Annotated in this window: 18 protein-coding genes and 2 tRNA genes; 9 read left to right on the top strand and 11 right to left on the bottom strand. The window is 47.9% G+C overall.

Annotated features, from left to right (window positions below; genetic code table 11):
• Positions 1 to 2: 2 nt before the first annotated feature.
• The 5 genes from ADIS_RS05080 to ADIS_RS05065 all read right to left on the bottom strand — a co-directional run bounded on the left by ADIS_RS05080 (position 3) and on the right by ADIS_RS05065 (position 10470).
• Positions 3 to 1385, bottom strand: coding sequence for an MBOAT family O-acyltransferase (locus ADIS_RS05080; RefSeq protein ID WP_010853286.1), 1383 nt, complete (start codon positions 1383 to 1385; stop codon positions 3 to 5).
• A 232-nt stretch (positions 1386 to 1617) separates the two neighbouring features.
• Positions 1618 to 1827: a hypothetical protein gene (locus ADIS_RS23125; protein WP_162141554.1), complete on the bottom strand. Its 210-nt coding sequence runs from the start codon at positions 1825 to 1827 to the stop codon at positions 1618 to 1620.
• Between the two features lie 16 nt (positions 1828 to 1843).
• On the bottom strand, positions 1844 to 5266 hold the full coding sequence (locus ADIS_RS05075; RefSeq protein WP_010853285.1) for a HEAT repeat domain-containing protein: 3423 nt from the start codon (positions 5264 to 5266) through the stop codon (positions 1844 to 1846).
• Between the two features lie 140 nt (positions 5267 to 5406).
• On the bottom strand, positions 5407 to 8832 hold the full coding sequence (locus tag ADIS_RS05070; RefSeq protein WP_010853284.1) for a HEAT repeat domain-containing protein: 3426 nt from the start codon (positions 8830 to 8832) through the stop codon (positions 5407 to 5409).
• A gap of 279 nt (positions 8833 to 9111) precedes the next feature.
• A complete protein-coding gene (locus ADIS_RS05065; RefSeq protein ID WP_010853281.1) occupies positions 9112 to 10470 on the bottom strand; it encodes an AGE family epimerase/isomerase in 1359 nt (452 codons plus the stop codon).
• Between the two features lie 582 nt (positions 10471 to 11052).
• Here ADIS_RS05065 and ADIS_RS05050 point away from each other — a divergent pair.
• The 3 genes from ADIS_RS05050 to ADIS_RS05040 are packed head-to-tail and all read left to right on the top strand — an operon-like array spanning position 11053 to position 13857.
• On the top strand, positions 11053 to 12165 hold the full coding sequence (locus ADIS_RS05050; protein WP_010853278.1) for a Re/Si-specific NAD(P)(+) transhydrogenase subunit alpha: 1113 nt from the start codon (positions 11053 to 11055) through the stop codon (positions 12163 to 12165).
• 4 nt (positions 12166 to 12169) lie between these two features.
• On the top strand, positions 12170 to 12487 hold the full coding sequence (locus ADIS_RS05045) for an NAD(P) transhydrogenase subunit alpha (protein WP_010853277.1): 318 nt from the start codon (positions 12170 to 12172) through the stop codon (positions 12485 to 12487).
• Between the two features lie 5 nt (positions 12488 to 12492).
• On the top strand, positions 12493 to 13857 hold the full coding sequence (locus ADIS_RS05040) for an NAD(P)(+) transhydrogenase (Re/Si-specific) subunit beta (protein ID WP_010853276.1): 1365 nt from the start codon (positions 12493 to 12495) through the stop codon (positions 13855 to 13857).
• Positions 13858 to 14742: 885 nt separating this feature from the next.
• Here ADIS_RS05040 and ADIS_RS05035 read toward each other — a convergent pair.
• The 4 genes from ADIS_RS05035 to ADIS_RS05020 all read right to left on the bottom strand — a co-directional run bounded on the left by ADIS_RS05035 (position 14743) and on the right by ADIS_RS05020 (position 17866).
• Positions 14743 to 15081: an L-rhamnose mutarotase gene (locus ADIS_RS05035; RefSeq protein ID WP_010853272.1), complete on the bottom strand. Its 339-nt coding sequence runs from the start codon at positions 15079 to 15081 to the stop codon at positions 14743 to 14745.
• A gap of 75 nt (positions 15082 to 15156) precedes the next feature.
• Positions 15157 to 15987, bottom strand: a complete 831-nt coding sequence (locus ADIS_RS05030) for an amidohydrolase family protein (protein ID WP_238325380.1) — start codon at positions 15985 to 15987, stop codon at positions 15157 to 15159.
• Positions 15988 to 16006: 19 nt separating this feature from the next.
• The gene (locus ADIS_RS05025; protein WP_035804760.1) at positions 16007 to 17098 is read right to left on the bottom strand and encodes a 3-oxoacyl-ACP synthase III family protein; all 1092 of its coding nucleotides are present in this window, start codon (positions 17096 to 17098) and stop codon (positions 16007 to 16009) included.
• Between the two features lie 132 nt (positions 17099 to 17230).
• Entirely contained in the window at positions 17231 to 17866 is a 636-nt protein-coding gene (locus ADIS_RS05020; protein WP_010853269.1) for a peroxiredoxin, read from the bottom strand.
• 268 nt (positions 17867 to 18134) lie between these two features.
• Between ADIS_RS05020 and ADIS_RS05015 the strand changes: the two genes are divergently transcribed.
• A tRNA-Glu gene (locus ADIS_RS05015) sits at positions 18135 to 18206 on the top strand.
• Between the two features lie 37 nt (positions 18207 to 18243).
• Positions 18244 to 18315, top strand: a tRNA-Glu gene (locus ADIS_RS05010).
• 130 nt (positions 18316 to 18445) lie between these two features.
• Here the strand turns inward: ADIS_RS05010 and ADIS_RS05005 are convergent.
• Positions 18446 to 19756, bottom strand: coding sequence for a PQQ-dependent sugar dehydrogenase (locus ADIS_RS05005; protein ID WP_010853267.1), 1311 nt, complete (start codon positions 19754 to 19756; stop codon positions 18446 to 18448).
• Between the two features lie 223 nt (positions 19757 to 19979).
• On the opposite strand from ADIS_RS05005, the gene ADIS_RS04995 reads away from it, so the two are divergent.
• Both ADIS_RS04995 and ADIS_RS04990 read left to right on the top strand, forming a co-directional pair.
• On the top strand, positions 19980 to 20831 hold the full coding sequence (locus tag ADIS_RS04995; RefSeq protein ID WP_010853265.1) for a CPBP family intramembrane glutamic endopeptidase: 852 nt from the start codon (positions 19980 to 19982) through the stop codon (positions 20829 to 20831).
• Between the two features lie 239 nt (positions 20832 to 21070).
• The gene (locus ADIS_RS04990; protein ID WP_010853264.1) at positions 21071 to 21589 is read left to right on the top strand and encodes a hypothetical protein; all 519 of its coding nucleotides are present in this window, start codon (positions 21071 to 21073) and stop codon (positions 21587 to 21589) included.
• A gap of 320 nt (positions 21590 to 21909) precedes the next feature.
• Here ADIS_RS04990 and ADIS_RS04985 read toward each other — a convergent pair whose 3' ends face one another.
• Positions 21910 to 22137: a hypothetical protein gene (locus ADIS_RS04985; protein WP_035804758.1), complete on the bottom strand. Its 228-nt coding sequence runs from the start codon at positions 22135 to 22137 to the stop codon at positions 21910 to 21912.
• Positions 22138 to 22296: 159 nt separating this feature from the next.
• On the opposite strand from ADIS_RS04985, the gene ADIS_RS04980 reads away from it, so the two are divergent.
• Together ADIS_RS04980 and ADIS_RS04975 are read left to right on the top strand one after the other, a co-directional pair.
• Positions 22297 to 22794: a hypothetical protein gene (locus ADIS_RS04980; RefSeq protein WP_010853262.1), complete on the top strand. Its 498-nt coding sequence runs from the start codon at positions 22297 to 22299 to the stop codon at positions 22792 to 22794.
• A 318-nt stretch (positions 22795 to 23112) separates the two neighbouring features.
• Entirely contained in the window at positions 23113 to 24045 is a 933-nt protein-coding gene (locus ADIS_RS04975; protein ID WP_010853260.1) for a DUF4011 domain-containing protein, read from the top strand.
• The last annotated feature ends 40 nt before the right edge of the window (positions 24046 to 24085 follow it).

Genomic DNA, 24085 nt, shown 5'->3' with positions numbered 1-24085 from the left:
CGTCAAAAATTAAAGTACAGAAACTCCCGCTGAACAACCGAATTAAGAAACATCAAATTGATGACGAAAAGTAGCACCAAAAGCAAAAGATGCAGCCAGTCGGTACGAAACCAAGAGGCAAACCGATTTGTGTTTGGTACGAACAACAACACAAATCCAATAAGCCAAAGAGGTGCGTTTTGCCAATTATCAATAACCTTGAGCTTACCAATAGAACCAAATTGAACCATTTTTGAAACCATCGTTATCGCCGCCTCCATACTTTCCGCCCTAAAAAAAACCCATGCGAAATTTACGAAGAAAAACGTAATTAACACGGACAAGAAAACAGGAAGCTTGATGCCAAGCCTGTCCCAAAGACGGAATGCTACGATACCAAAGCCATGAAGAAGACCCCAGACAACAAATGTCCAACCAGCACCGTGCCAAATCCCCCCCAGTAAAAATGTCAAAACGAGATTTACACTTGTAATCAATGGCCCCTTACGACTACCTCCCAAAGGGATGTACAGATAATCTCTCAAAAAACGACTTAACGTCATGTGCCATCGCCTCCAGAACTCCTGAATATTGGCTGATTTGTAGGGAGAGTCAAAGTTTAGCGGTATGTTAACATTAAACAACAAGGCCAGGCCTATGGCCATGTCGGAGTAACCACTGAAATCGAAATAAAGCTGCATAGCGTAAAAAAGTGTGGCAACCCAAGCGTCCAAGAAAGAAAGCGTATCGACCGATGAATACCCGGCCGCCACAACCGGCGCAAGATTATCGGCAACTACGGTTTTCTTTGCCAACCCAAGCATAAAGACATACGCCCCCTTCGAAAGATTAAAAAAACTGGCTCGATAGGTGCCGGCAGAATCAAACTGAGGCATCATTTCCTTGTGATGTACAATCGGCCCAGCTATCAACTGCGGGAAAAAGGAAACAAATACGCCGTAAGAAATCGGATTTAATTCCTTGGTTAAACCTCGATAGCTATCAACAAGATAGGCAATCTGTTGAAAAGTGAAAAACGATATGCCCAAAGGCAAAACTACATTCAGGTAAGTGAAAGAGACACCGGGAATCAGGTTGATATTCTCAATAAAAAAATCAACAAACTTATAATAGCCCAAAAGCAGCAGATTGAACGTAACGCCAACCACCAATACGCCTTTTGATCCATTACTTTTTGAGAGAAACGTTCCCAATACATAGTTCACGAACATCGATCCCAAAATCAACACAACGTATAGCGGATTCCACCACCCATAAAAAAACAACGAGGAGAAAAAAAGCCAGATCCTACCACCCTGTCCGGTAGAGAACCTTGACACCACATAAAACCCGAATACTACAAGCGGCAAAAAGCCGAAAATAAACTCAAACGAATTGAATAACATAAGTGTTCAAAAACAGCGGGACAATCTATTTTTCCGCTCCCATCTACAAAACCATAACCACCGCCTACTCCGCTTTTAGCTACCTCAAATAAAATTGGATAAAATAAAAATGAATTTCTTCACTTTGTATGCGAAATATTAAGGCGAAATATAAGAAAGCGTGGTCAAAAAACATACAGGATGCAAAAATATAAGCCAACCTTTCAGTTGGTAACGCTACCATAATAATCCCCTATGGATCAATGCCTTCCAATACCAATCCAATCGTAGGTATCCACTGCCTTGTGCCAGCCCCGTCTGACGTGTCGTTCCCATCCCGCAGTACGTTATCGACGCAGCAAGCTGCTCCCCAGCTACCAACAATAAAACCAGGGATATTAACCAAACCCAAAAAAAGGCAGGAAGTAACTTTTGCTTCCTGCCTTTTTGGGTTCCTTTGCATAACTTATCACTCTTCCCTACTCCTTCAGTGTCGCCAAAAAGCTGACCAGATCCCTAATCTCCCTCCGGCTGAGGTATTGCTTCATATCCGGCATACTGGACGGTGCATCCCTCCTCTCAACTACGTGCTCCTTTAGAACGACGGTATCAGGCTTGTTTCCCATCTTTACGGTAATGCTAAGGTCATTCTCAGCTCCCTTGATTCCCGCAAGTTTTTTATCGTCTTTTAGATCAAGCAATACAACGCCAAATCCGGGTGCCAAGCGCTTACTTGGATCAATCAGTGCCTCCAATAATTCCTTGCGATCCAAAAGTTTTCCAATACCGTTCAGCTTCGGACCGGCGTTGCCGCCGAAGTCATCGTAGGCATGGCACTTGATACACTGCCCCGTGGAATGTTGGAAAAAAATCCTACGCCCCTTGGACACATCCCCCCCGTACATGCTGCCATAATAGGTCGCCAATACCTGATCCTCTGAATAATTGGCCACAATCCGTTGGTAGCGAGTAGTAAGGGAAGGGTCATCCAACGCCTCCAGTGCTTCGTGCAGTTCGAGCTGAATTTCTGCCAACAAGGTTCCCTTTTCCAGCTTTTCCAACAGGCCCTCTAGGATGGGTCTTACCACATCAACCTGGACTTTGGCGAGGGACAGCAAGGCGGCCTGTCGTTCTTCAACGGTTTGTTTTTCCACTACATCTGCCAGCAGATCTGCCTTAAGCTGCTCCGAAATTTCCAATTTCTCGATCAGCCCAAGTCCGGCTACACGTACATTCTTAACGTTGTCTTTCAGCGCTATTTCGATTCCCTTTGCTATTTCGGTCGCATTCATTTCTGCCAATGCCAAAAGACTTGCCTCCCGGACAACTGGAGAGGGATCGGATCTCAAAGTGGCCAGTATCCGCTCTTCTGCCGAGGCCATCCGAAGCTTCGCAGCCGCGCGCATTGCCCCGATTTTAAGGGATTGGTCTGTACCTGCAATCAACTCCAAGAAGAGGCCCTCCGCTGCCAATTTTAGCGACAAGGGATCACGTTGAACCTCGCCCCGGTACCTACCATCCACACGATCGAGCACGGACGGCTTTTCCCAGGTGCCCAGTGCCTCCAAAGCTTCTACACGCATGGCAACGGGTGCGCTTGAATTGGTCGCATAGGCAAGCAGGCTCTTCATTGCATCATTTGTTCCCAACCGCAGATTGGCACTGATGGCACGCCGAATGATTGGCTCTCCTGAGAAAGTAGGTTCGTTCAGAAAGGCTCCCAATGCGGGCAAAGCATCTGGAATGGAAAAATCATCGTTGATCGCGCGTGCAGCCTCCGCTACCACGTACTCTTCGGTGTCCTGGAGAAATACCGCAACGCCCGCATCTTCCATTCTTCTCAGGGCAACCACGGCGGCTGTCCTCACGGCTCTTGACGGGTGGTCATTCAAGGCAGTCAGCGCCTTTGAATCCCCGATTCGTGCCAACGCCAAACTTGCTGCATGCCGAAGGTAAACATCCTCATCATTGTTCTCTTCCAACATACGGATAATCGGTGCCACGGCGGCCTTGTGGGCGATTCTACCCAATGCCTCAGCGGCAAAAAACCTCACGCGGGCATTAGGGTCAGCCAATAGGGAAACCAATTGCCCCCCTGCTTCTTGATAGCGAACATCCCCCAACCAACGGGCCGTCTGTGCCCGGATTTCAGGATCATCGTCTTTCAAAAAATCAAGCAAAACAGCAGCCGATGTCAAATCCCTCGACGCAAGCTGCCGAACCCCCCAAACCGCATGAATTCTGGCCAGTTGGTTATCCCGCTGTGCCAGCTGCCGTTTAAAAACATCCAATCCCTTGGCTCCCTTCTTGGCCAATTCAAACTGCGCCTTTCTTCGGACGCGCTGATCATCAAAGGAAAGGAGGCTTTCCAACTCTTCCAGGTTCTTTTTGGAAAAATCACTGCGCATCAGTTCCTCGGTACGTTTACGTAGCTCCCAAGCAGCTCCCTCTTTATCATCCAGTTTCCATACCCGACCATATCCCTTGTTTACCCATCCATCGATCCAGTCGGAAAAATACAGTGCTCCGTCCGGACCAAAATCCATTCCCGTTGCCAATATGCCTCCCATAATCTGCTCGGATTGCTGCAGTTCAAAGCCGGCACCTTTGGGTGCCAACTTAAACGCGTGTATGCCAGACCTAGCGGGATTACCGGCAAATTCAGCGATAAAAAAAGTGTTTTTCCACTTTGGCCCCAAGGCGGTACCTGGATTGTAGAGCATGCCTGTTGGGCCATTTACGTAATTGGCAATCGTCGGAATAAAATAGGCAGCCTGCTCCGGCGTTCTGGCGATGTGCATATCCTCATCCATCCAGACCTTGTAAGCGTTGTTAGCAGGATCCCGGTATTTGCCAAATTGCCAGTTAATCCTCCAGCCGGTGTCCGAACCGTCCACCAGGTAAACGATTCGCTCCCGCTCTCCCCGGTGATCACCATCGTTGTCAACACTGATAAGGTTTCCATACTCATCGAAAACAAACTCATGGGTATTTCGCACGCCCATCGCAAAAACTTCGAACTCGCTTCCGTCCGTATTGCACCTAACGACCACGCCCCTATTGGGAAAATGCCACTTTTTGCCGGAGGCATCTACACCACTGAACCCAATGTCGCCGATTCCCCAATACAGTTTGCCCTCTGGACCAATGGTAAGGCCGGACATGTTGTGCCCGCCAAAGCCAATATGTACACCGAATCCATGCATCAACGATACCTTGGTATCCATGAGGCCATCACCATTTGTATCGGTAAGCTTCCATAGATCGGGTGCCACGCCCACAAACAGCTCGCCATCGTGATAAAGTACCGCGCCGGCTACATCCGTTACTTCCTCGTGAAAATCCTCTACTACCAATTGGGCCAGATCAGCCAGACCGGATCCATCCGTATCCTCCAGTCTATAGACGTTTTCCCGTTCAACGGTAAGATCCCTCCAATCGTGGGAACCATCTTGGTTAATATCGGGCAGCCACTGGTTCTTACCGGAATTTTCCGGCCTTAGCTCCTCTTTTAAAAAGGCCCTTCTGTCCTCAACAGACTGCATCTTGATCGATGCAATCTCCCAATCGGGATGACTTCGTATATCGAACTCAGAAATCTTACGTCGGTTTGTCCGGGAATAAAAAAGCCTACCCTGCCCATCAAATCGGATGGAAATCGGATCTGCTACAAGTGAATCAACCGCCCAAACGCGTAAGGATAAGTCTTCGTGCAACTCCGGCTTTACGGCTTCCTCCACCAGTGCTGCCATCGCACGGGCATCCTCCTCCGAGACTGTCCGTATCTTCAAGTTAATTGGTTCGGTCTTTTTGCAAGCGGAAACCCCCAATCCCAAAAACAGCACTAGAAATGCAACGAATCGGTTAATTTGGTTTAATGTCAATCTTTGCGGGCAATTCATTTTTCTACAATTGTTTTTTCATTGACCACGGCTTCTATTTATACCGCATCCTATTAGACGATCCCAGCTGGTTATTTCTGGTTTCCGAATCGTCCTGTTTAACCCATGGTACTGGATTTATGTTAGATAGGCTATTTCAATTAGCTGTCAGCATCGGTCAGCGTTGCCAGAAAACTCACCACATCTCTGATCTCCCTCCTAGTTAGTAAACCCTTCATATCGGGCATGCTTGACGGCGCGTCCTTTCGTTCCTTGACATCGCTTTTCTTAACCTCCCGATCCGGGTTATTGCCCATCTTCACAAACAGGCTGGAAGAGGTCTCTTTCTCCAATACACCAGAAACCGTTTCTCCGTTGGCCAACGTCAAGGTAACCACGCCATACCCCGGCGCTAGACGCTTGCTAGGATCAACCAATGCTTCCAGAAGCTGCTCTCGGCTAAGCAGTTTGCCGATACCATTTACCTTGGGACCCGCATTGCCACCTAAATCGTTGTAGGCGTGGCAACGGATGCACTGGGCGGTTTGATGTTGGAAGAAAATACTTCTTCCCCTTCGTTCATCCCCACCATACATACTGCCTCTGTAGGATACAAGTACCTGATCGGGGCTAAGTTTTTCCTGGATCGCGGCATACCGGGCTTTCAACTCAGCTGATCCGCCTGTCTCCAATGCCTCCGCAAGTTCCAACTCTATCTCGGGAGACAGGTTGTTTCGTTCCAACCGATCCAAAAGCCGTTTAAATACAGGCCCTGAATAATCTACCTCGACTTTACCGAGTGATATCAACGCTGCCTGACGCTCCTCTATTGTCTGCTTTTCGATCACATCGGAAAGCAAGGCCGCAATCAGGCTTGGATTTACCTGTAGGTTTTCAAGCAATCCCAAACCGGCTACCCGCACGTTCTTTGCCCGGTCGGTAAGAGCCTTTTCAATCGCTCTGTCATTCCCTTCCCAATTCAGTGTGGCCAAGGCACGTAGTGAGGCTTCCCTTACCTCCTCCTGTGGATCCCTTTCCAGCAACGCATATAATTTTTCAGCTGCTTCGGTGATTTCCAACTTGCCAATAGCCTTTACGGCCGAAATACGAATTGCCTCATTCTTATTGGCCAGCAAATCCATGAGCATGGACGAGGAAGCCAATCGCACTTCCCGGGAATCCCGCGTCACTGCACCCCGGTTTCTCCCGTCTACACGATCCAGAACGGACGGCTTTGACCAAGTGCTGAGAGCGGCCAAGGCCTCTACCCGCATCTCTGTGGGAGCCGATTCCCGGTTTGCGTAGTCGATCAGATTCCTCATCGATTCCGCAGTTCCTACCCGTAGGTTGGCATTGATCGCCCTTCGGATCAAGGGCTCGGAAGTAAAGCGCGGGTCGCGCAATACGTTACCCAAATCCGGCAGTGCCGCCGGGATAGAAAAATCATCGTTGATAGCCCTAGCTGCCTCGGCAACCACGTATTCTTCCGAGTCGTTGAGAAATGCGCTAATACCTGGGTGCTCCATTCTGCGCAGGGCTACCACCGCCGCAGTACGAACGGCTTTGGAAGAGTGGGCGGCAAGTGCCACCACGGGCTCTACTTTGCCTATCCGTGCCAACGCCAAACTACCAGCATGCCGCAAATACACGTCCTCCCCATTGTTGGCCTCCAACAAATTTACGATCGGCTGTATAGCCGGCTCATAACCAATGCGTCCCAGTGCTTCCGCGGCAAAAAACCGAGCTCTTGGAAACGAGTCCGACAATAACGGCAACAGTGGTTCGCCAGCAGCCGAAAACCGCAAGTCCCCCAACCAACGGGCTGCCTGCGCGCGTATCTCCTCGTCAGAATCCCTAAGCAGCGGGATCAGTACCGAGGCATCTGCCTGGTTGGCACGGGCCATTTGGGCGATTCCCCATATTCCATGCACCCGCGCCATTCGGTTATCTGTCTGCTGTAGTTGCTCCTCAAATACGTTCGACCCCTTTTTGCCCATCTTCGCCAGCGCAAACTGGGCCTTTCTCCTGATTCGCTGATCCTCGTGTCCCAACAATGACCCCAATCTTTCCGAGTCAAATTTGGAGAAATCCTGCCCGATCAATTGGGCCGTTTCCTTTTTGGCCTGCCAATTTTGGCCATCTTTGTCATCCAGTTTCCAGACCCTTCCGGCATCTTTGGTACCCCAACCATCAATCCAATCGGAGAAATAAAGGGAACCATCCGGACCAAAATCCATTCCGGTTGCCAAAATACCCCCCATTATTTTCTTGGTTTCAGCTAGCTCAAATCCGGCTCCCTTGGGTGCCAGCTTAAAGGCATGGATACCGGAACGGGCTGGATTGCCCACGAATTCAGCCACGAAAAAGGTATTTTTCCAATCCGGCCCCAAAGCCGTACCGGGGTTATACACCATGCCGGTAGGGCCATTGACATAATTGACAATAGGAGGAATAAAATAGGCAGCCTTGTCATCGGACTGCGGCGTATGCATATTCTCGTCCATCCAAACCTTATAGGTATTATTGTCCGGATCCCGGTATTTACCAAACTGCCAACTAGTACGCCATCCGGTATCGGAACCATCCACCAAATAAACCAACCGCTCCCGCTCACCCCGGTGGTCTCCGTCATTGTCCACACTGATGAGATTACCAAATTCATCGAACACAAACTCATGGGTATTTCTAACCCCCATGGCAAAGATCTCAAAGTCGCTTCCGTCGGGATTTGACCGCGCGATCACCCCCCTATTGGGGTACTTCCATTCTTTACCGTCAGGGCCCTTTCCGTTAAATCCAATGTCCCCGATGCCCCAATACACGCGACCATCCGGGCCCATTTCCAAACCGGACATACCATGGCCGCTGAATCCAACATGTATACCGTATCCGTGGGAAATCGATTCTTTGCTCTGAATCAAGCCGTACTTGGGATGCTCCTTAATACGCCACATATCGGGGCCTACACCCACAAAAAGATCATCGCCAAACTTCATGACGGCACCCGCAACGTCGGTTACCTCGTCGTTAAAGTCCTCAACCACCAACTGGTATTTGTCTGCAAGTCCGTCTCCATCGGTGTCTTCCAATCGGTAGATGCGCTCCTTCTCCACGGTCATGTCACGCCAGTCGTGCGATCCGTCCCCATTCACATCTTTGAGCCATTGATTCTTGTCGCTGAGCTCCGGGGCCAATACCTTGTGCAAAAAAGCACGCTTCTCCTCGATGGATTCCAGACTGATCGACTCAATCTCCCAATCTTGGTGTCTTCTGATATCAAACTCCGAATTTTTTTGCCGAATGGTACGGCTGTAGTAGAGCCTCCCGTGCTCATCAAAATCGATGGAAATGGGGTCATAGACCAACGAGTCAGAAGCCCACAGCTTCAGTACCAAGCGATCATCCAACTCAGGGTTCACCAACGCCTCCACCTCTGTAGCCAGTCTTCTGACTGACTCGGCATCCAGCTGTTTGATCCTTAGGTCCTCCGGCGGAGATTTACAGGAAAAAAGGACCGAAGCAGGCAACATAAACGCCAAACATCTTTTGGCATCGAAATAGGTGGACAGGCGTGTATTCAATATCATAGGTTTAATTTATGTAGTTCAATGGTTTGGAAACAAGTTATCAGCAACAAACCCTTTCCTGTCTTTTTGAAAGGGTTTTGTTGATGTACATCGATCGGGACCTAGCTGTACCGAGAAATTCCTTCGTTTTGGATTTGAGTTTAAAAGTAAATGCGTAAATCTGTCGATTTCGGCACGTAATATAATGAAAAGCGAGTGGCCGGAAAATTGTTTTTTTTACAATGGCGTCGATTTGGCCACAAACCTCCAACTTCGTGTATCAATGGCCAAAAAACGCTTTCAGTTTTCTCGTAGACGCTTGATGCAGTTGGCAAGCGACCGGTAATTATGGTAGGCAGTTTTCCAAATATGGCCTTTTTGCGAGGTCTTGAAATGTGGCTGCATATCGATTCCACCTGCATACCATTCCCCGTGTTCATGGTCGATTAGGTACTTGTCTATGTAGTCCCATTGAAGCTCAAACTTGGAAAAATAACCCCAGTCGTCATCGGGATACAAATCAGCCATGATCAATAGGGTATTCAGCCCCTCGGCTTGTGCCCACCAGTTTTTGGTATCCTTTACCACCCGGGGTATCTCCTCTCCTTTGAAGTAATACCCACCGTCGTAAAAACCGCCCTTCTCGTTGTCCCAACCGAATTTCAACGCATGATCAACCATCTTTTTGCCCACCGCCCAGGTCTTTTCGTCATGGGGTCTCCCCAAGGCCTCCGATGCTTCCATCATAAGGTAGGCTGTTTCTACGTCGTGGCCATAAGAAACGTGATCGATCGCGTGATGCTTTTCTATCACAGCCGCAGACGAATCCCTGAAACTGACCGGTGTGAAATCCGGGTACAAAAACAGCTGCAGGTATCCCTCGGGTTGCACAATTTTATCCCTGATGATTTCCAGCAGCTCCTCCAGCCTGGTCTTCAGAAGCGGATCCTTCCAAACATGGTACAATTCGGTGAACGCCTCAAGCAAATGGATGGAGCTGTTTTGGTCTTTATAGCCTATCGTTGAAGTAGAGGGTGTCTCGTCGGTACGACGCAACGGGGTACCGTCTACCCCTAAATTTTGGAAATAGCCCCCAAACTCGGGGTCATAGCTGTTTTTCTCCAGCCACATAAAGGCTTTTTGTGCCAGCGAAAGTACCTCTTCATTGTTGCTCATGGCATAATAGGCCGCTAGCCCGTAGATGGCAAAGGCATTCCCATAGGCTGTCTTCGCATCCGGCCCCGATGTGATCACTTCTCCTTCCTTAGACAATAGGGTATGAAACCCGCCATGTTCCTTATCCCAGAATCTATCCCTGAGAAACCGAAAGCCAAGCTCCGCACCCTCGCGGTAATGATCGACCTCCGGATAATCCAGTGCTGCCTTGGAAGTCGTCCATAAATGCCTGGCTTGGGACACGATCATTTTGTTCTGCCTTTCCGAAGGGGAAAAATCAAATTCAAAAGAACTGATATAGCCTCCATCTTGGTAATCATAGGCGGCCGGGTACCATTTCGTCAATATATTGTCTAGAACTACCGCCTCCAACGTGTCGGCATAGCGCAGTCTAACCGATTCAGATTCACTATTACGGCAGGAAACCAATGCTGCCAATCCACACAAGCAGGAAAACAATACAATGATGATAGGTTTATTCATGGCTGATTGGGTTTTTGCTATCAGGGCTTTAGAACCAGCGGTTATTTAGAACGGCGCGACGATCGCTTCCAGAAGCGATACACGATTATCCCGAAAACGGGAAGCAGTAAAACGGGCCAATAATCCAAAAAAGGAAACCCATCCATCTCCTGGTTTTCAGACTGTGCGGAAAGCGAGGTACCTATAAGTAGGAAATAAACGCTATAGGGAATTTTCTTTGTCATCCTGAAAATATTATCATTCACACCTAAATATAGAGGCTTTTTTTGATCGATTTCCGATTAGGCCAAAAAATATCAGCCCAAAAAACCGAGATGCCGCCTACCCAAAACCAAAGATAAAAAAATGGATGGAGAACCCCTACAGGGATAAATCTCCTGGAGTGAATGGGTTGGCAGGGCCGATAAAACGACAAACTTTTGGTGAAGATACCTAATAAATCCGTAAAAAAGTGTTTTTTTTGCACTGTTAAAAAAGACGTCTAAATCCGATAAATACGTAGCTATTTACTGGTTCCACAAAAAATTTAAGAAGTCATTTACAAGCCTATAAAATTTTAATTTTCTTCAATAAACATCCAATATGATTTTAGGAGTATTAAAAGAACCCGGCAACGAAACGAGGGTTTCGCTTCACCCCGAAGCTGTAAAAGCCTTGGTCGGGTCGGGTAATCAGGTCCTCATTGAAAAAAGTGCCGGTCTGGAGGCTTTTTTGGCAGATGAGCTTTACGAGGAGGCAGGAGCTAAGGTAGCAGAAAGAGATGCACTCCTTTCCACAGCCCAAATGGTGTTTCAAATTCAACCACTGGCCCACGAGGACAGGGCCAAGTTAAGCCCAGGCTCCTTGCTGGTCGGCGTATATCAGCCCTTGGTAGCCCAAGACCTGGTAAAGGAAATCGCCGGTCAGGGCATTACCCTTTTGAGCATGGATGCCATCCCACGCATCACCCGTGCGCAGAGTATGGACGTACTCTCGAGCATGAGTACCGTATCGGGATACAAAGCCGTGCTTGTGGCAGCCAGCCACCTGCCCAGGTTCTTTCCCATGCTGATGACCGCCGCGGGAACCATTGCGCCCGCCAAAGTACTGATCATCGGTGCAGGTGTGGCCGGCTTGCAGGCCATCGCAACCGCCAAACGGCTGGGTGCCGTAGTGGAGGCGTTTGACACCCGCCCGTCCGTAAAAGAGCAGGTGGAAAGTCTAGGTGGCAAATTTGTGGAAGTGCCGGGTGCCGTGGAAGATAAATCTGCCGGTGGTTATGCGGTGGAACAATCGGAAGAGTACAAGCAAAAACAACGGGAGATGCTGGAAAAATCGATCATCAAATCAGATGTGATCATTACCACAGCGTTGATTCCGGGACGCAAAGCCCCGGTGCTGGTCACCAAAGAGATGCTCGTGAAAATGAAACCGGGTGCCGTGATCGTAGACCTGGCCTCCATAAACGGAGGTAACTGCGAAGGCACGATAGACAACCAAACCGTGGTGGTAGAAGGTGTTACCATTATTGGAAACTCCGCCCTACCTGCCACTATGCCGGAAGACGCGACCAAAATGTACAGCAAAAACGTGCACAACCTGCTAAAACTCCTTCTCAAGGAAGACCAGCTAAACCTCAACTTTAACGACGAGATCATCAAAGGTACCTGCATCACCCATGAAGGCTCGATAGTGTACCCTCCTCTAACCAAGTAAACCAATGGAACAATTAATTCAATACTTATCCGATAACCAGCAGGAGTTCTATGTGTTTATCCTGGCGGTTTTTGTCGGTATAGAAGTGATATCGAAGGTGCCTACGGTACTGCATACCCCGCTCATGTCCGGCTCCAATGCTTTGTCCGGAGTGGTTATCGTGGGTTCCATTCTCGTGCTCGGAAAAACGAGCCCCGAAAACTACGTGGCCCTGTCATTGGGCTTTCTTGCCGTACTGCTGGCCACGTTGAACGTAGTGGGAGGATTTGCCGTCACCAACCGTATGTTGGAAATGTTTAAGAAAAAACCAGCCAAAAAATAAGGGAAATGATTTTACAAATTATCGATATCTGCTACATGGTGGCAGTGGTGCTGTTCATTTTGGGAATTAAACTGATGAGTCACCCGGATTCTGCCAGACGGGGAAATGCCCTGGCCCTTTCCGGTATGCTACTAGCCATTATCGCCTCTTTTTTGACACCGGGCCTAAACAACATCGCACTTATTCTGGTAGCCATGGCACTGGGAACAGGCGGTGGCCTGTATTTTGCCAAATCCGTGCAAATGACCGCTATGCCCCAGCTGGTCTCGTTCTTTAATGGAATGGGCGGTGCTGCCGCTGCGTTGATCGGATTGGTGGAGTACGGGGATTTGCCCGTGGATGAGGTGGGAAAAGGAGCCGTATTGATGGCTTCTTTGGTGATCGGATCCATCTCTTTCTCCGGATCCCTGGTGGCAATGGGAAAACTGCAAGGCGTCATCAAAGACATCAATATCAACAAGATACTGGCGTTCCTGGTTCTTGGACTGGCGGTTGCCCTGGCCATTTACGTTATCCTATCCGGCGAACCGCAGCCAGTACTTGTGTATGTCATTGTCCTGATTTCGTTGATCTACGGACTCGCGTTTGTGTATCCAATCGGTGGAGCGGATATGCCTGTGGTCATATCGCTGCTTAACTCCCTGACAGGGGTAACCGCCGCCACCACCGGCCTCCTCTACAATAACATGGTGATGCTGATGGGTGGAATCCTCGTGGGCTCTGCAGGGCTTTTGCTCACGCTGCTGATGGCAAAGGCGATGAATCGATCCGTTGCCAATATCCTGTTCACTTCCTTTGGAGGAAGCTCCGCAGGCGGAAGCGCAGACGCCGGGGATCAGATCGTCAGGGAAATAAACCTCACCGACTCTTCCATATTGCTTTCCTACGCAAAGCGGGTCGTGGTCGTGCCTGGCTATGGACTTGCGGTGGCACAGGCCCAACATGCCGTGCATGATTTGGAAAAAGCACTGGAGGAAAAAGGCGTGGAAGTGCTTTATGGAATCCACCCCGTAGCGGGCAGGATGCCCGGACATATGAATGTCCTGCTCGCTGAGTCCGATGTACCCTACGACAAACTCATCGATATGGATGATATCAATGAGAAATTCCCAAGTACCGATGTGGTGATGGTAATCGGGGCGAATGACGTCGTAAACCCGGCAGCCAACGATGACCCCAGCAGTCCCATCTACGGTATGCCGATCTTGGAGGTAAACAGGGCAACCAATGTGATCGTCATCAAACGAAGCATGAGCTCTGGATACGCAGGTATTGAAAATGCGCTCTTCTTTGATCCTAAAACGCGGATGCTCTTTGGCGATGCGAAAAAAGTGCTTACCGGGTTGGTTTCTGAAGTAAAAAGCATGTAGTAATTCTTTCAGCCCCCTACTATACAAAAGCCGCTACCCGCTTCGGGCCAGTGGCTTTTTTGGTTAAAATAAAGACATCTGGCCAAGAATAGACCCTCTTATCGTTCCGTCAATAAAATCTCTGCATGCAGATTCTTCAGCTTGATCTCCCATTTCTGCGGCAATGACGATTTCAGGGCTACGCCCCTCTGTTTGCAAACTTCGATTTCAATCTACTAAGATTACAGGGCTGACGGCCCTACCCCTGGGATACTGAGTTCACGTTCCGAAGATTCAATACCCACGCTTCTCTTGATTATCAAACACCAAACCGGTAAGCTACATTCCTGATTTTAAAAGGCGATAGGGTGCTAGGGTGATGACCAAGGCGGTTGATTCCGCGCCTTTGGCACTTGGTTGGCGTTTTCTCATACCTCCTTGGGCCTTGCCCAAGGCTATTGATGTGGCACCTTTGGTGCTGATAGTTAATTAAGAACAAACGATGCGACAAAAACTGATATTCCCTATACGGCAATGGAATCATCCGCCCATTCCACCAAAGCACCAACGGTGCGGTAATCATTCGCAGGGCCTGACAGGGATATGCAAACATGCCATCCCAATCCCCGCAGCAATCATTCCTACAAATATCCACCGGTTTATTAGTATAACCAGCGATCCTTGCGGTACCTCCCAGTAGAATAACCGCGGACCGGACAGCCCAACACTGTCTTTATCCGGATATTTTTGCGGTTACTCGATTTTCCCGGTGGTTCTTTTCGTAATCAATACGTATCAAAAAGCATTGCAAAAAGGGTAGCGTACAACCGCTCATTGAAATCAATAATTTGTGAATGTAGTAGTAGTTGGCTTTCATTTTCTTTCTATGAAGTCAATCTACCCTACCTATAGATGAAATATCTTATCCATGAGCACCCATTTTTCGCCGGGCTTCGCCCAGGGAAGGGATTGCTGTAGCGTCCCCATTAAGGATTCCCATGCCTGTACAGCCGGATTTTCACGATCCATTTTAGCCTTCCGGTCAAAGGAAAAACCCTCTCCCACCTCCATAATCATAAAAAGTCTGTTTCCGGTCAGATAGATATCCATCACTTCGATACCGGCGTCCGTGATACTTTTGATAATGTCGGCAGGTACCGCACGGTGGTGTGCAATGTACCTTTCAATCACCTCCGGATCTTCTTTGAGATCCAGCGCAAAACAATACCTGGTTTGGTTTCCCATCGGTTTATAAAATTAAGTTAGTCAACATTAAGAGCAGCCGACCGGTAAAGCAGACTCTCAAGCACCTTCACACCCTTACAAGCTGTAAAAACGCACCGCATTATCCGCCCACACCTTTCGCCTTACCTCTGGGGAAAAGCCTTCCAAAAAAAGCTCCACCACACCTTTTACCTCCTCGTAGGTGCCGGCAAGCAGACACACAGGCCAGTCGGATCCAAACATCAACCGATCTTCGCCAAAAACCTCCATCATGGTTTCGAGGTAAGGCAAAAAATCGGCAGGCTTCCAGCTATCCCAGGTATGTTCTGTTACCATGCCGGAAAGCTTGCCATACACATGGGGAAACTCCCCAAAGGACTGCATCTTTTCCTTCCATGAATGAATCTCCCCTTTTGCGATTCCCGGCTTGGCCAAATGGTCGATGACCATAGGTGCTTCGGGAAAGTTGCGGACCGTCTGAAGGGCCCCATCCAGCTGATGGGGAAATACCAGCAAATCGTAGGTATAGCCTCTTTCGAAAATCACGTCCAAGCCCTTTTGAAACCCGGGCCGGAGGATATACGAGGGATCCTCCTCGTCTTGAAGAATATGCCGAAACCCTTTCAATTTGGAAAAGGGCAGGTAGGCGTGCAGCTTTTCCGATAGATTGAAAGCCTCCAGGTCTATCCAGCCCACCACCCCGCGAATAAAGGGATTGGCATCTGCCAAATCCAACAGAAAATGGGTTTCTTTGTCGTGTTGGGCCGCCTGCACCGCCACACACCCTGACACACCGTTTCTCTCCAATATCCTTCCCAGCTCTTCGGGAAGAAAATCCCTTTTTAATACCTGCAACTTATCGGTAATCCACGGAAAATCGGCCGACCGGTAATGCCAAAAATGCTGGTGTGCGTCTATCATCTTCATGGTGTACTATCTATGCGGGTCAATCCAGGGGTATCCTGTAAATAAACACATTGGTATTCATTCCGGCCCCTACCGAAGCGAACATCAGGTAGTCGCCGGCGGACAGGCGATGATCGCCCAATTCCCCCTTGGCCACCAAATCATACAACACGGGGATGGTGGCCACCGAGTTGTTGCCCAAAAACGAAATGGACATGGGCATCAGGCCTTCCGGAGGCGCTTGGTCGCCATACAGCTGAAACAAACGATCCAGTATATTCTGGTCCATCTTCTCGTTTGCCTGGTGTATAAAAACCTTTTTGATTTGGGACAAGCCCAAGCCGGATCGATCCAGGCACTCCTTGAGCGCTTGGGGCACCGTCTTCACCGCATACTCATACAGCTTCCTCCCCTTCATCTTCAGGAAAAGGGCGTCACTTCCAAAATCAGGCCTATAGGAAACCTGCATCTCCAACAAATGGGCGTGGTGAAGGGTATCCGATCGGGTGAGGTGCTTGAGGATTCCCGAGGGCTGTTCCGTCGTGCGGGCCTCCAACACCACGGCTCCTGCGCCATCGGAAAAGATCATACTGTCAACGTCGTGGGGATCCGAAATCCGGGAAAGGGTCTCCGCCCCTATGACCAAAACAGCCTTGGCATCTCCCGACTTGATGAAATAATCGGCCTGAATAATGCCCTGCACCCATCCCGGACAGCCAAACGGCAGGTCATAGGCCACTGTATAGGGATTTTCTATGCCCAACGTATGTTTGATACGTGCAGCCAGCGTCGGGCACATATCTACCCGGATGTTGTCCTTTCGGATATCTCCAAAATTGTGTGCTACGATCACGTAATCCAAGGACTCCCGATCGATCCCGGCATCGGCCAATGCGGCCTCTGCCGCCAAATACCCCATATCCGAGGTGACCTGATCGTCGGCCAGGTACCGGCGTTCTTTGATCCCGGTTATTTTTTGGAGTGTCTTCACGACCTCGGCAGTCTCCTTTTGGATGGGCACCCCCGATTCGCTATAAAACTCTGCTCCCAGAAAATCATCGTTTGAAACCACTCGCTCGGGTATATATCTTCCTGACCCGGTAATCACAGCACTCACCCTCTTCTCTTGCATCCTGGCAAATCTACGTTTCAACAATTACGGTATATCTTTTGCCTAAAATTAACTAAAATACCCATTCAAGTCTGAGAAATACGCGACAAATAAAAAAAGGCTGCCCTTTTCGGACAGCCTTTTTCGAATGATTTACAGATTGGGTTGGGGAGTGGTCCGCAGATACGCCTTAATACGTTTGTGTCCCTTGGGAAACTTGGCGGGGATATCCTCGTCTTTTATGGCCGGCGCGATCACCACATCCTCTCCATGTTTCCAGTTGGCAGGTGTGGCCACCGAGTAATTTGCGGTCAGCTGGAGGGAGTCGATTACCCGCAGCAACTCATCGAAGTTCCTACCGGTACTGGCCGGATACGTGATGATCAATTTTATCTTTTTGTCATTTCCGATCACAAATACCGATCTGACGGTAAAGTTCTCGCTGGCGTTTGGATGGATCATATCGTACAGCAGCGATACCTTTTTGTCTTCATCTGCCAGGATGGGAAAATTAACCTCGGTTTCCTGCGTCTCATTGATATCTGTTACCCAACCCTTGTGGCTATCCAATCCGTCCACACTAAGGGCCAACACTTTTACATTTCGCTTTTCAAACTCACCCTTCAGCTTGGCTACGGTGCCAAGTTCGGTGGTGCAGACCGGTGTATAGTCCGCCGGGTGGGAAAACAAAATCCCCCAACTGTCTCCCAGGTACTCATGAAAATGGATGGTACCTGCTGTACTCTCTGCCGTAAAATCGGGAGCTATATCCCCAAGTCGTAGTGTCATAGTAGTTGATATTTAAATATAATCTATAGGATTTATAGGGAAACAGTATGTGGAATCATTTGGTTCTTTTATTGATCATAAAATTGAAAAACCCTTACAGCGCATCAAACCACTTTTTGGGGCGTTTTTCAGGGGCCACCAATATTTTTATCTAATTTTCAACGTATTGAATAAGCCTACCAAATATTTTTTGGGGCTTTTTTGCTTTATGACTGAAACCACCTATATTTGCATGACATTTCGCGGAGGTGGCTTTCTATGCACTTTTGGTCCGTTCGTCTAGGGGTTAGGACGTATCCCTTTCACGGATAAAACACGGGTTCGATTCCCGTACGGACTACTTGGAAAGCGAAAAATCAGGCTTCCGGAAATGCCCCGGTCCGTTCGTCTAGGGGTTAGGACGTATCCCTTTCACGGATAAAACACGGGTTCGATTCCCGTACGGACTACAACAAATAATGTTTGTCATCACTTGATTCGCGTCATTTGATCGATAAATTTTGTTTGTGGTTGTTAGTGGTTAAAGTGAATAAAAAAGCCCGGTCTATTGATCGGGCTTTTTTTTTGGCTTTCGCGTGGTCAGGATTCCCCCTGATAAAAAACGCGCCATACTTTACCGGATACCGAATCAGAGATCAGGATCGTCCCATCAGGCGCTTCCGCGATGCCCGTGGGTCGGTGCAGTGCGTCAGAGGGGCTATCAATCGTCTCCACCCCTGCAAAGCCTTCCGCCAAGGCTTCGTATTCCCCGGTAGGCTGTCCATTACGAAACGGAACAAAGGCCACAAAGTATCCCTTCTGCTCCAATGGGGCCCGGTTCCAGGATCCGTGAAACGCCACCAACGCGCTGCCTTTGTATTCGGATGGGAACTGATTGCCCTGATAAAACGTGAGGTCATTGGGCGCCCAGTGCGCTGGGAATGTCATCACCGGCTGTTCGGTACCTTCGCACCTACCAACTGTCCTACCATCTCCCCCGTATTCCGGTGACATCACCCTCATTTCCTTCGCGGGGTCAAAATAGCAATAAGGCCATCCAAAGTCCGCCCCGTCACTCAACCTGAACATTTCTTCGGCGGGTATCTCCGCGTTGTCATTTTCGTCAAATGAATCCGGGAAAAGGCTGTTGAGCAGGTCCCTACCATGCTGAACGGCGTACACTTGCTTGTCGCCCGGGTTATAGCCTAATGCGACGGCATTCCGAATACCCGTGGAAAACCGGTAACCGTGCTCCAACTGACTCTGACCGATCTTGTTTGCGTCAAAGCGCCAAACACCGCCGGTACGCTCCAGAAGCGGACAGGGATCCCCCATGGGTGGCGAACCCTTGACCCGGTCTTCCTGCTGACAGGAGTTGGAGGGAGCGCCCACATTTACATACAAAAAACCCTGCTCGTCAAACGCCAGCGACTTGGCGGCATGGGCCGTCTGTTTTGGCATTCCGTACACGATGGTGTCCGGACTTGCTGCATTGTCGGGAAGGAGATTGCCTGATGAAAAAGAAAACCGAAAAACCGTACTGTCGTTGGAAGCGTAGAGGTATCCGTTGTAAAATGCCATTCCAGTGCCACCAAAATCGCCGAAATACTCAATTTCATCGGCCCTACCATCTCCATCAAGATCCCTTAGGGCGACGATTCCCCCTTTTTCATGCGGCTCGCGAAGATTCATGTAAATATCTCCGCTTTCGTTGACTGCCAAATGGCGGCCACGCCCCAAATTTTCCGCTACCACATAGGCCTTCATGCCCGGGGCCAGGTTCAGCCCACCGTTGTCGTCGTCTGCCAGAAAATAAGGATTGGTTTCCCCGGACTTTCCACAGGCCATCGCCAAAGCCAGTAGGGGGGTCAACATCAAAGATCGGAATATCGTACTGTACGTTTTGCTCATCAGAATGAAAGTTTGGTTCGCTAAGCCGAAATTTAACCGTAAATAACCAAACATCAAATGGTCATCGGCACTAATCACCGAATTTTTGCCTTTGGCATCCATTCATTTATCCACCTAATCCATCCGTACACCGGCTATTTTCCAACAAAAATCCCGGAAACCAGCCTGCTTGTTTTCCGGGAATCCCTTATTTTTGGAACAACAATCAACCCGAACCTGGCCGATGAACCGCTCCAAAACGATTCGTAACCTTTGGATTTTTTCATTTGTTGCCCTTGGTATCGGCTGGCTGGGTGTATGGCTGGACGGCAGGTTGCCAGATCAGGCAGCGGAAGAAACCCTCGGCATGGCCGTGTGGTTGATTACTCCCCTCTTACTTGTCGTGGTTCTTAGGACTTTTTTTGGTGATGGCTGGAAGGATGCAGGCCTCCGTCCGCGTCTGGTCAGCCAATGGAAGTGGTATTTGGTTGCTTTTTTGGTTTTTCCGGTCGTGACACTCCTCTCCCTGGCGGTGGGTGCCCTTACCGGGTGGGTTGATTTTTCGCCGTTTGATGCGGGAGCCTATTTTAGCACTTTCGCCATGCTTTTGGGTATCAACCTCCTGAAAAACGTCTTTGAGGAGTCGGTATGGAGGGGGTACCTCACAGCCAAGTTGATCGGTCTGAAGATCGGGGACGGGGGCATATACCTGCTGGCCGGGATGGTATGGGGCTTGTGGCACTTGCCCTATTACCTGGAGTTCCTGCCGGAGGAGGCCATGTATACCGTTCTGCCGGTTCAAAAGGGCTGGTTTGCGGCCATTGCTGTGGTCAATATGTTGGTTTGGACGGTCCTGTTTACCGAGCTATTCCGGCTTACCGAATCGGTATGGTCGGTGGTGCTACTGCACGCGGTAGAGGATGCCGTCATCAACCATTTGGTCATTGATGGCTTTGTGGTGCTGCAATCCGGCACGGAAATCCTGCTATCCCCTATCTGCGGTATCCTGCCCACACTCCTTTACCTATCGATTGGACTTTGGCTGCGCCGGATGCGTAGAAGGCTTCCCGCGCCCGATAGTACCCCTTTCCAATAGCAATTGGTAGCTTATCTCGATCGCTTTAAACATACCTTTGCCGGCAGGTAGGGTCTGCTTGGCGGCCGTTCATCACAGAATGTACAAGATGCAGCGCATAATAATCTGCATCTGTCGAAGGCGGGAAGACACCTCCTTAACTTCCTACAAAATACCCTACTTTAGATTTAGTTATTTATTGACAATAAAATTTGTTTTTGTGTCATTTTCAAATTATTTTTCTAATAAAATACAGCACTATGAAATCAATCCTTATTTTCTGTTTCTGTGTGCTTATCGCCCCAGCCATCGCCCAAACCCAGCAAAGCGCATTACCCAAAAACATCGTGGAGCTGACAGGATCGAAAGGCAGCTTCAAGGGAACCTTGCTTGCCGTAATGGATTCTTCGGTTACCATTCTTAACCATTCAGCACCCTATGCCCCGCCTGTGACGATCCATTTCAGCGAAATCACCCACCTCAAAATCCGCAAACGGGACAGCGTGACAAAGGGTCTATTGATCGGGATGGCGGCCGGAGGTATCGCCTCGTATACCATTATCCAAGCAACCTACGAACCGCAACCATATATTATACAAATATTTTTACCGGAGGGAGAATTTCAGACGAAAGTATTCACAACAATTCTCGGATCACTCGGAGGTGGACTGTTGGGAGCCTTGATCGGTTCCTCTACCGTTCATGTACCCATTAATGGCCACTACCCCTCCTATGCCGCAGCGTCGGAAAAACTAAAAAGGTATACACGAACCCACTAGTGTAGCGTCTATTCAGTTATTCCGGAAGGATTTTTTTAATTCTCAGGAATGGATGGAATTATAAACTCCGCGATCTTATGTCCCACATCCTCGAAAAATGCCTCTAGCTGTCGGTAGACAGGTTTGGCGATATTAAAATGATATTTGCTTCGCGATATAGGTGGATATATGCCTTCGGCGATATATTTGGTTACGTTTGGGAGGGTAGGATCGCTTCGGATTCGTGGTTTTGGAAAGGATGTTGGGTGGTAGATTTTGCGATTCATATCTTATGTCTAACGTCTAACGTCTCCGAAAAAAGCCTTCGGAGATATATATGGTTACGTTTGGGAGGGTAGGATCGCTTCGGATTCGTGGTTATGGAAAGGATGTTGGATGGTAGATTTTGCGATCTCATATCTCATATCTAACGTCTTATGTCTTACGTCTTTCGTCTTACGTCTCACGTCTCCAATACCGAAAATTACCCCGATCAGGGTATTTTTTGGGCGGGAAATAAGCCCTATCTTTATCGGTAGCGGATCCGTCGCCACTTGGTTCAGATCCATGGGGGAGATAGGCATTACCTTGTAAGCGGAGACGAGATAGAAGGTAACCAAACCAGACCAATTCAACAGTAAAAAGCGAGAAGGGTCTGGCCAAACCAGACCAATAAGAAGTTGGCAGCAAGCTTAAAAACAGATAATCCCTAAATAAAACGACAAAAAATGGGTGAAGACTTTATCTTAAAGTTTGAATTTGAACGACAAAACGAATGGAGAATTCTTAAAAAGTCGATTTTATTCCACTTAATAGGTGTTTCAGGTTTTTTATATTACTTATTGACAAAAGAAACTGTTGGACTTTTCATTGGCTTTGGTTTTTTAATCATCATCGTTCCACAAATATTATTACACATACAGTATAGACAAGCAGACAAAAACAAAACAATTAAAGTAAATCATTCAAAGCGGATAATTAGAATTGAAAATAAAGGAGAAATAAGAGATATTCAGTTTTCTGACATTGAAAAAATCGTAAGAAATAAAGGCCAGAGAGATGAAGACAATTTGACTTATGCCTTACCGACCTTCTTTTACAACTATACTGTGCTTTTATTGAGAAACAAAGAAAAAATATATTTCACCGATTTTATTTCAAAAGACCTCGGGTTAAAAGGAATTGACAAAAGTGACAAATTATCATTGCTTAACTTTATACTCTAGAATGAAATGATGAACCGTGAAAAAAGAAAGCCAGCTGCCAACAGCACCTACCCAAAAGTGGCGGTTCAGTGGTTCAATCAAGCTTTGTGCTTCTATCAAAGTTTCTGCTTGGTTGACAGTTTTGTGCTCCGAAATCGCCACCTTCGGGTAGCTGCAAAACGTTACCGCCAATGCTAAAAGACAACGACAGTGAATAAATTGAATGACAGAGATAAAATGCCAACAGCACATTCAGGCACACTTGCTTGCCCCTACACACAGGCGACCGCTTCGCAAGCAAAAGAGCCTGAATTTTTGCCAACGCACTAAGGAACAAGAATGGAACTGACAGAAAAATTATTAAATGAACTTCAAAGACGACTGAAGATAGGAAACCGCAGGGGCGTGCACCTAAACGCTATTCCTGCAAATTCGAGATATAAGTTTGACTTAAACAGACTTTCTCATATAGACAAAAAACTTCCTGACAACTTCATAAAGAGTTTACTATCTGAACAACCGTTAAAATTTAGAATAAGTTGGAAGGATAATGTTCCAGACTTAAACACACTTTTTGAAGAAGACCAAACACAATTAGTTAGAATTACAAAATCCTTTGAAAATTTAATCAATCAGACAGAAGCGATTGAATCAGAAAAAGGAATTAACACATTCGGATTCGGTTTCCCAATTCTTATCAGACGAGACCAATCAGATAACAAACTCACAGTTGCTCCTATTCTCATTTGGTCATTGAGAATTAAACGAACTAAAGAATTCAACACTTGGGAAATTAATAGAAATGAAGACGACCCGATTTATTTGAATGAAGTTCTAATCAATCATCTACAATCAGATTCAAACATAGAGATTGAGCAGATTCCAAGTGAAATGTTAGATGATGGACTAATCACAAAGGATGAATTAATTGAAATCTGCGTAAAGCTCATCAAAGAAATTAATACTTCCGTTCCTTCCGATATCAAAGATGCTTTTATCAAGAAAATTGACAATGTAATTTCAATAGGCGATAAAAATCATTACGAAAAACTTCCGATTAATTCCACTAATGCACTTATTGACTTTGGTGGTCTGTTTTCAATTTTTGAAGTTCAGAAGCAAAACATAATTAACGACTATGGTAATTTAATGGACTTGGAAGGTCTGTCTATTGACCTTGATGACCTAGAAAATCATACTTTTCAACCTATATCATCAGTCGAAACTGACCCATCACAACAAGGAATTTTACATTCTTTGGAAGCAACGTAAGCAGTCGGTTATCCCCCTTGTTGGTTTAGGCAGATGTTGA

Source organism: Lunatimonas lonarensis (genome assembly GCF_000390185.1).
GTDB lineage: Bacteria > Bacteroidota > Bacteroidia > Cytophagales > Cyclobacteriaceae > Lunatimonas > Lunatimonas lonarensis.
The sequence above is the reverse complement of the archived record's forward strand: the minus strand, read 5'-3'. Positions and strand labels throughout refer to the sequence as shown.

Bases quoted from the DNA above. Each gene is read 5' to 3' on its own strand.
- ADIS_RS05045 (WP_010853277.1), top strand. From the start codon at position 12,170: ATGGAACAATTAATTCAATACTTATCCGATAACCAGCAGGAGTTCTAT.
- ADIS_RS04995 (WP_010853265.1), top strand. From the start codon at position 19,980: ATGAACCGCTCCAAAACGATTCGTAACCTTTGGATTTTTTCATTTGTT.
- ADIS_RS05025 (WP_035804760.1), bottom strand. From the start codon at position 17,098: ATGCAAGAGAAGAGGGTGAGTGCTGTGATTACCGGGTCAGGAAGATAT.
- ADIS_RS23125 (WP_162141554.1), bottom strand. From the start codon at position 1,827: ATGCAAAGGAACCCAAAAAGGCAGGAAGCAAAAGTTACTTCCTGCCTT.
- ADIS_RS05075 (WP_010853285.1), bottom strand. From the start codon at position 5,266: ATGAATTGCCCGCAAAGATTGACATTAAACCAAATTAACCGATTCGTT.
- ADIS_RS05035 (WP_010853272.1), bottom strand. From the start codon at position 15,081: ATGGGAAACCAAACCAGGTATTGTTTTGCGCTGGATCTCAAAGAAGAT.
- ADIS_RS05040 (WP_010853276.1), top strand. From the start codon at position 12,493: ATGATTTTACAAATTATCGATATCTGCTACATGGTGGCAGTGGTGCTG.
- ADIS_RS05050 (WP_010853278.1), top strand. From the start codon at position 11,053: ATGATTTTAGGAGTATTAAAAGAACCCGGCAACGAAACGAGGGTTTCG.
- ADIS_RS04985 (WP_035804758.1), bottom strand. From the start codon at position 22,137: ATGGATCTGAACCAAGTGGCGACGGATCCGCTACCGATAAAGATAGGG.
- ADIS_RS05080 (WP_010853286.1), bottom strand. From the start codon at position 1,385: ATGTTATTCAATTCGTTTGAGTTTATTTTCGGCTTTTTGCCGCTTGTA.
- ADIS_RS04975 (WP_010853260.1), top strand. From the start codon at position 23,113: ATGGAACTGACAGAAAAATTATTAAATGAACTTCAAAGACGACTGAAG.
- ADIS_RS04990 (WP_010853264.1), top strand. From the start codon at position 21,071: ATGAAATCAATCCTTATTTTCTGTTTCTGTGTGCTTATCGCCCCAGCC.
- ADIS_RS05020 (WP_010853269.1), bottom strand. From the start codon at position 17,866: ATGACACTACGACTTGGGGATATAGCTCCCGATTTTACGGCAGAGAGT.
- ADIS_RS05065 (WP_010853281.1), bottom strand. From the start codon at position 10,470: ATGAATAAACCTATCATCATTGTATTGTTTTCCTGCTTGTGTGGATTG.
- ADIS_RS04980 (WP_010853262.1), top strand. From the start codon at position 22,297: ATGGGTGAAGACTTTATCTTAAAGTTTGAATTTGAACGACAAAACGAA.
- ADIS_RS05070 (WP_010853284.1), bottom strand. From the start codon at position 8,832: ATGATATTGAATACACGCCTGTCCACCTATTTCGATGCCAAAAGATGT.
- ADIS_RS05005 (WP_010853267.1), bottom strand. From the start codon at position 19,756: ATGAGCAAAACGTACAGTACGATATTCCGATCTTTGATGTTGACCCCC.
- ADIS_RS05030 (WP_238325380.1), bottom strand. From the start codon at position 15,987: ATGAAGATGATAGACGCACACCAGCATTTTTGGCATTACCGGTCGGCC.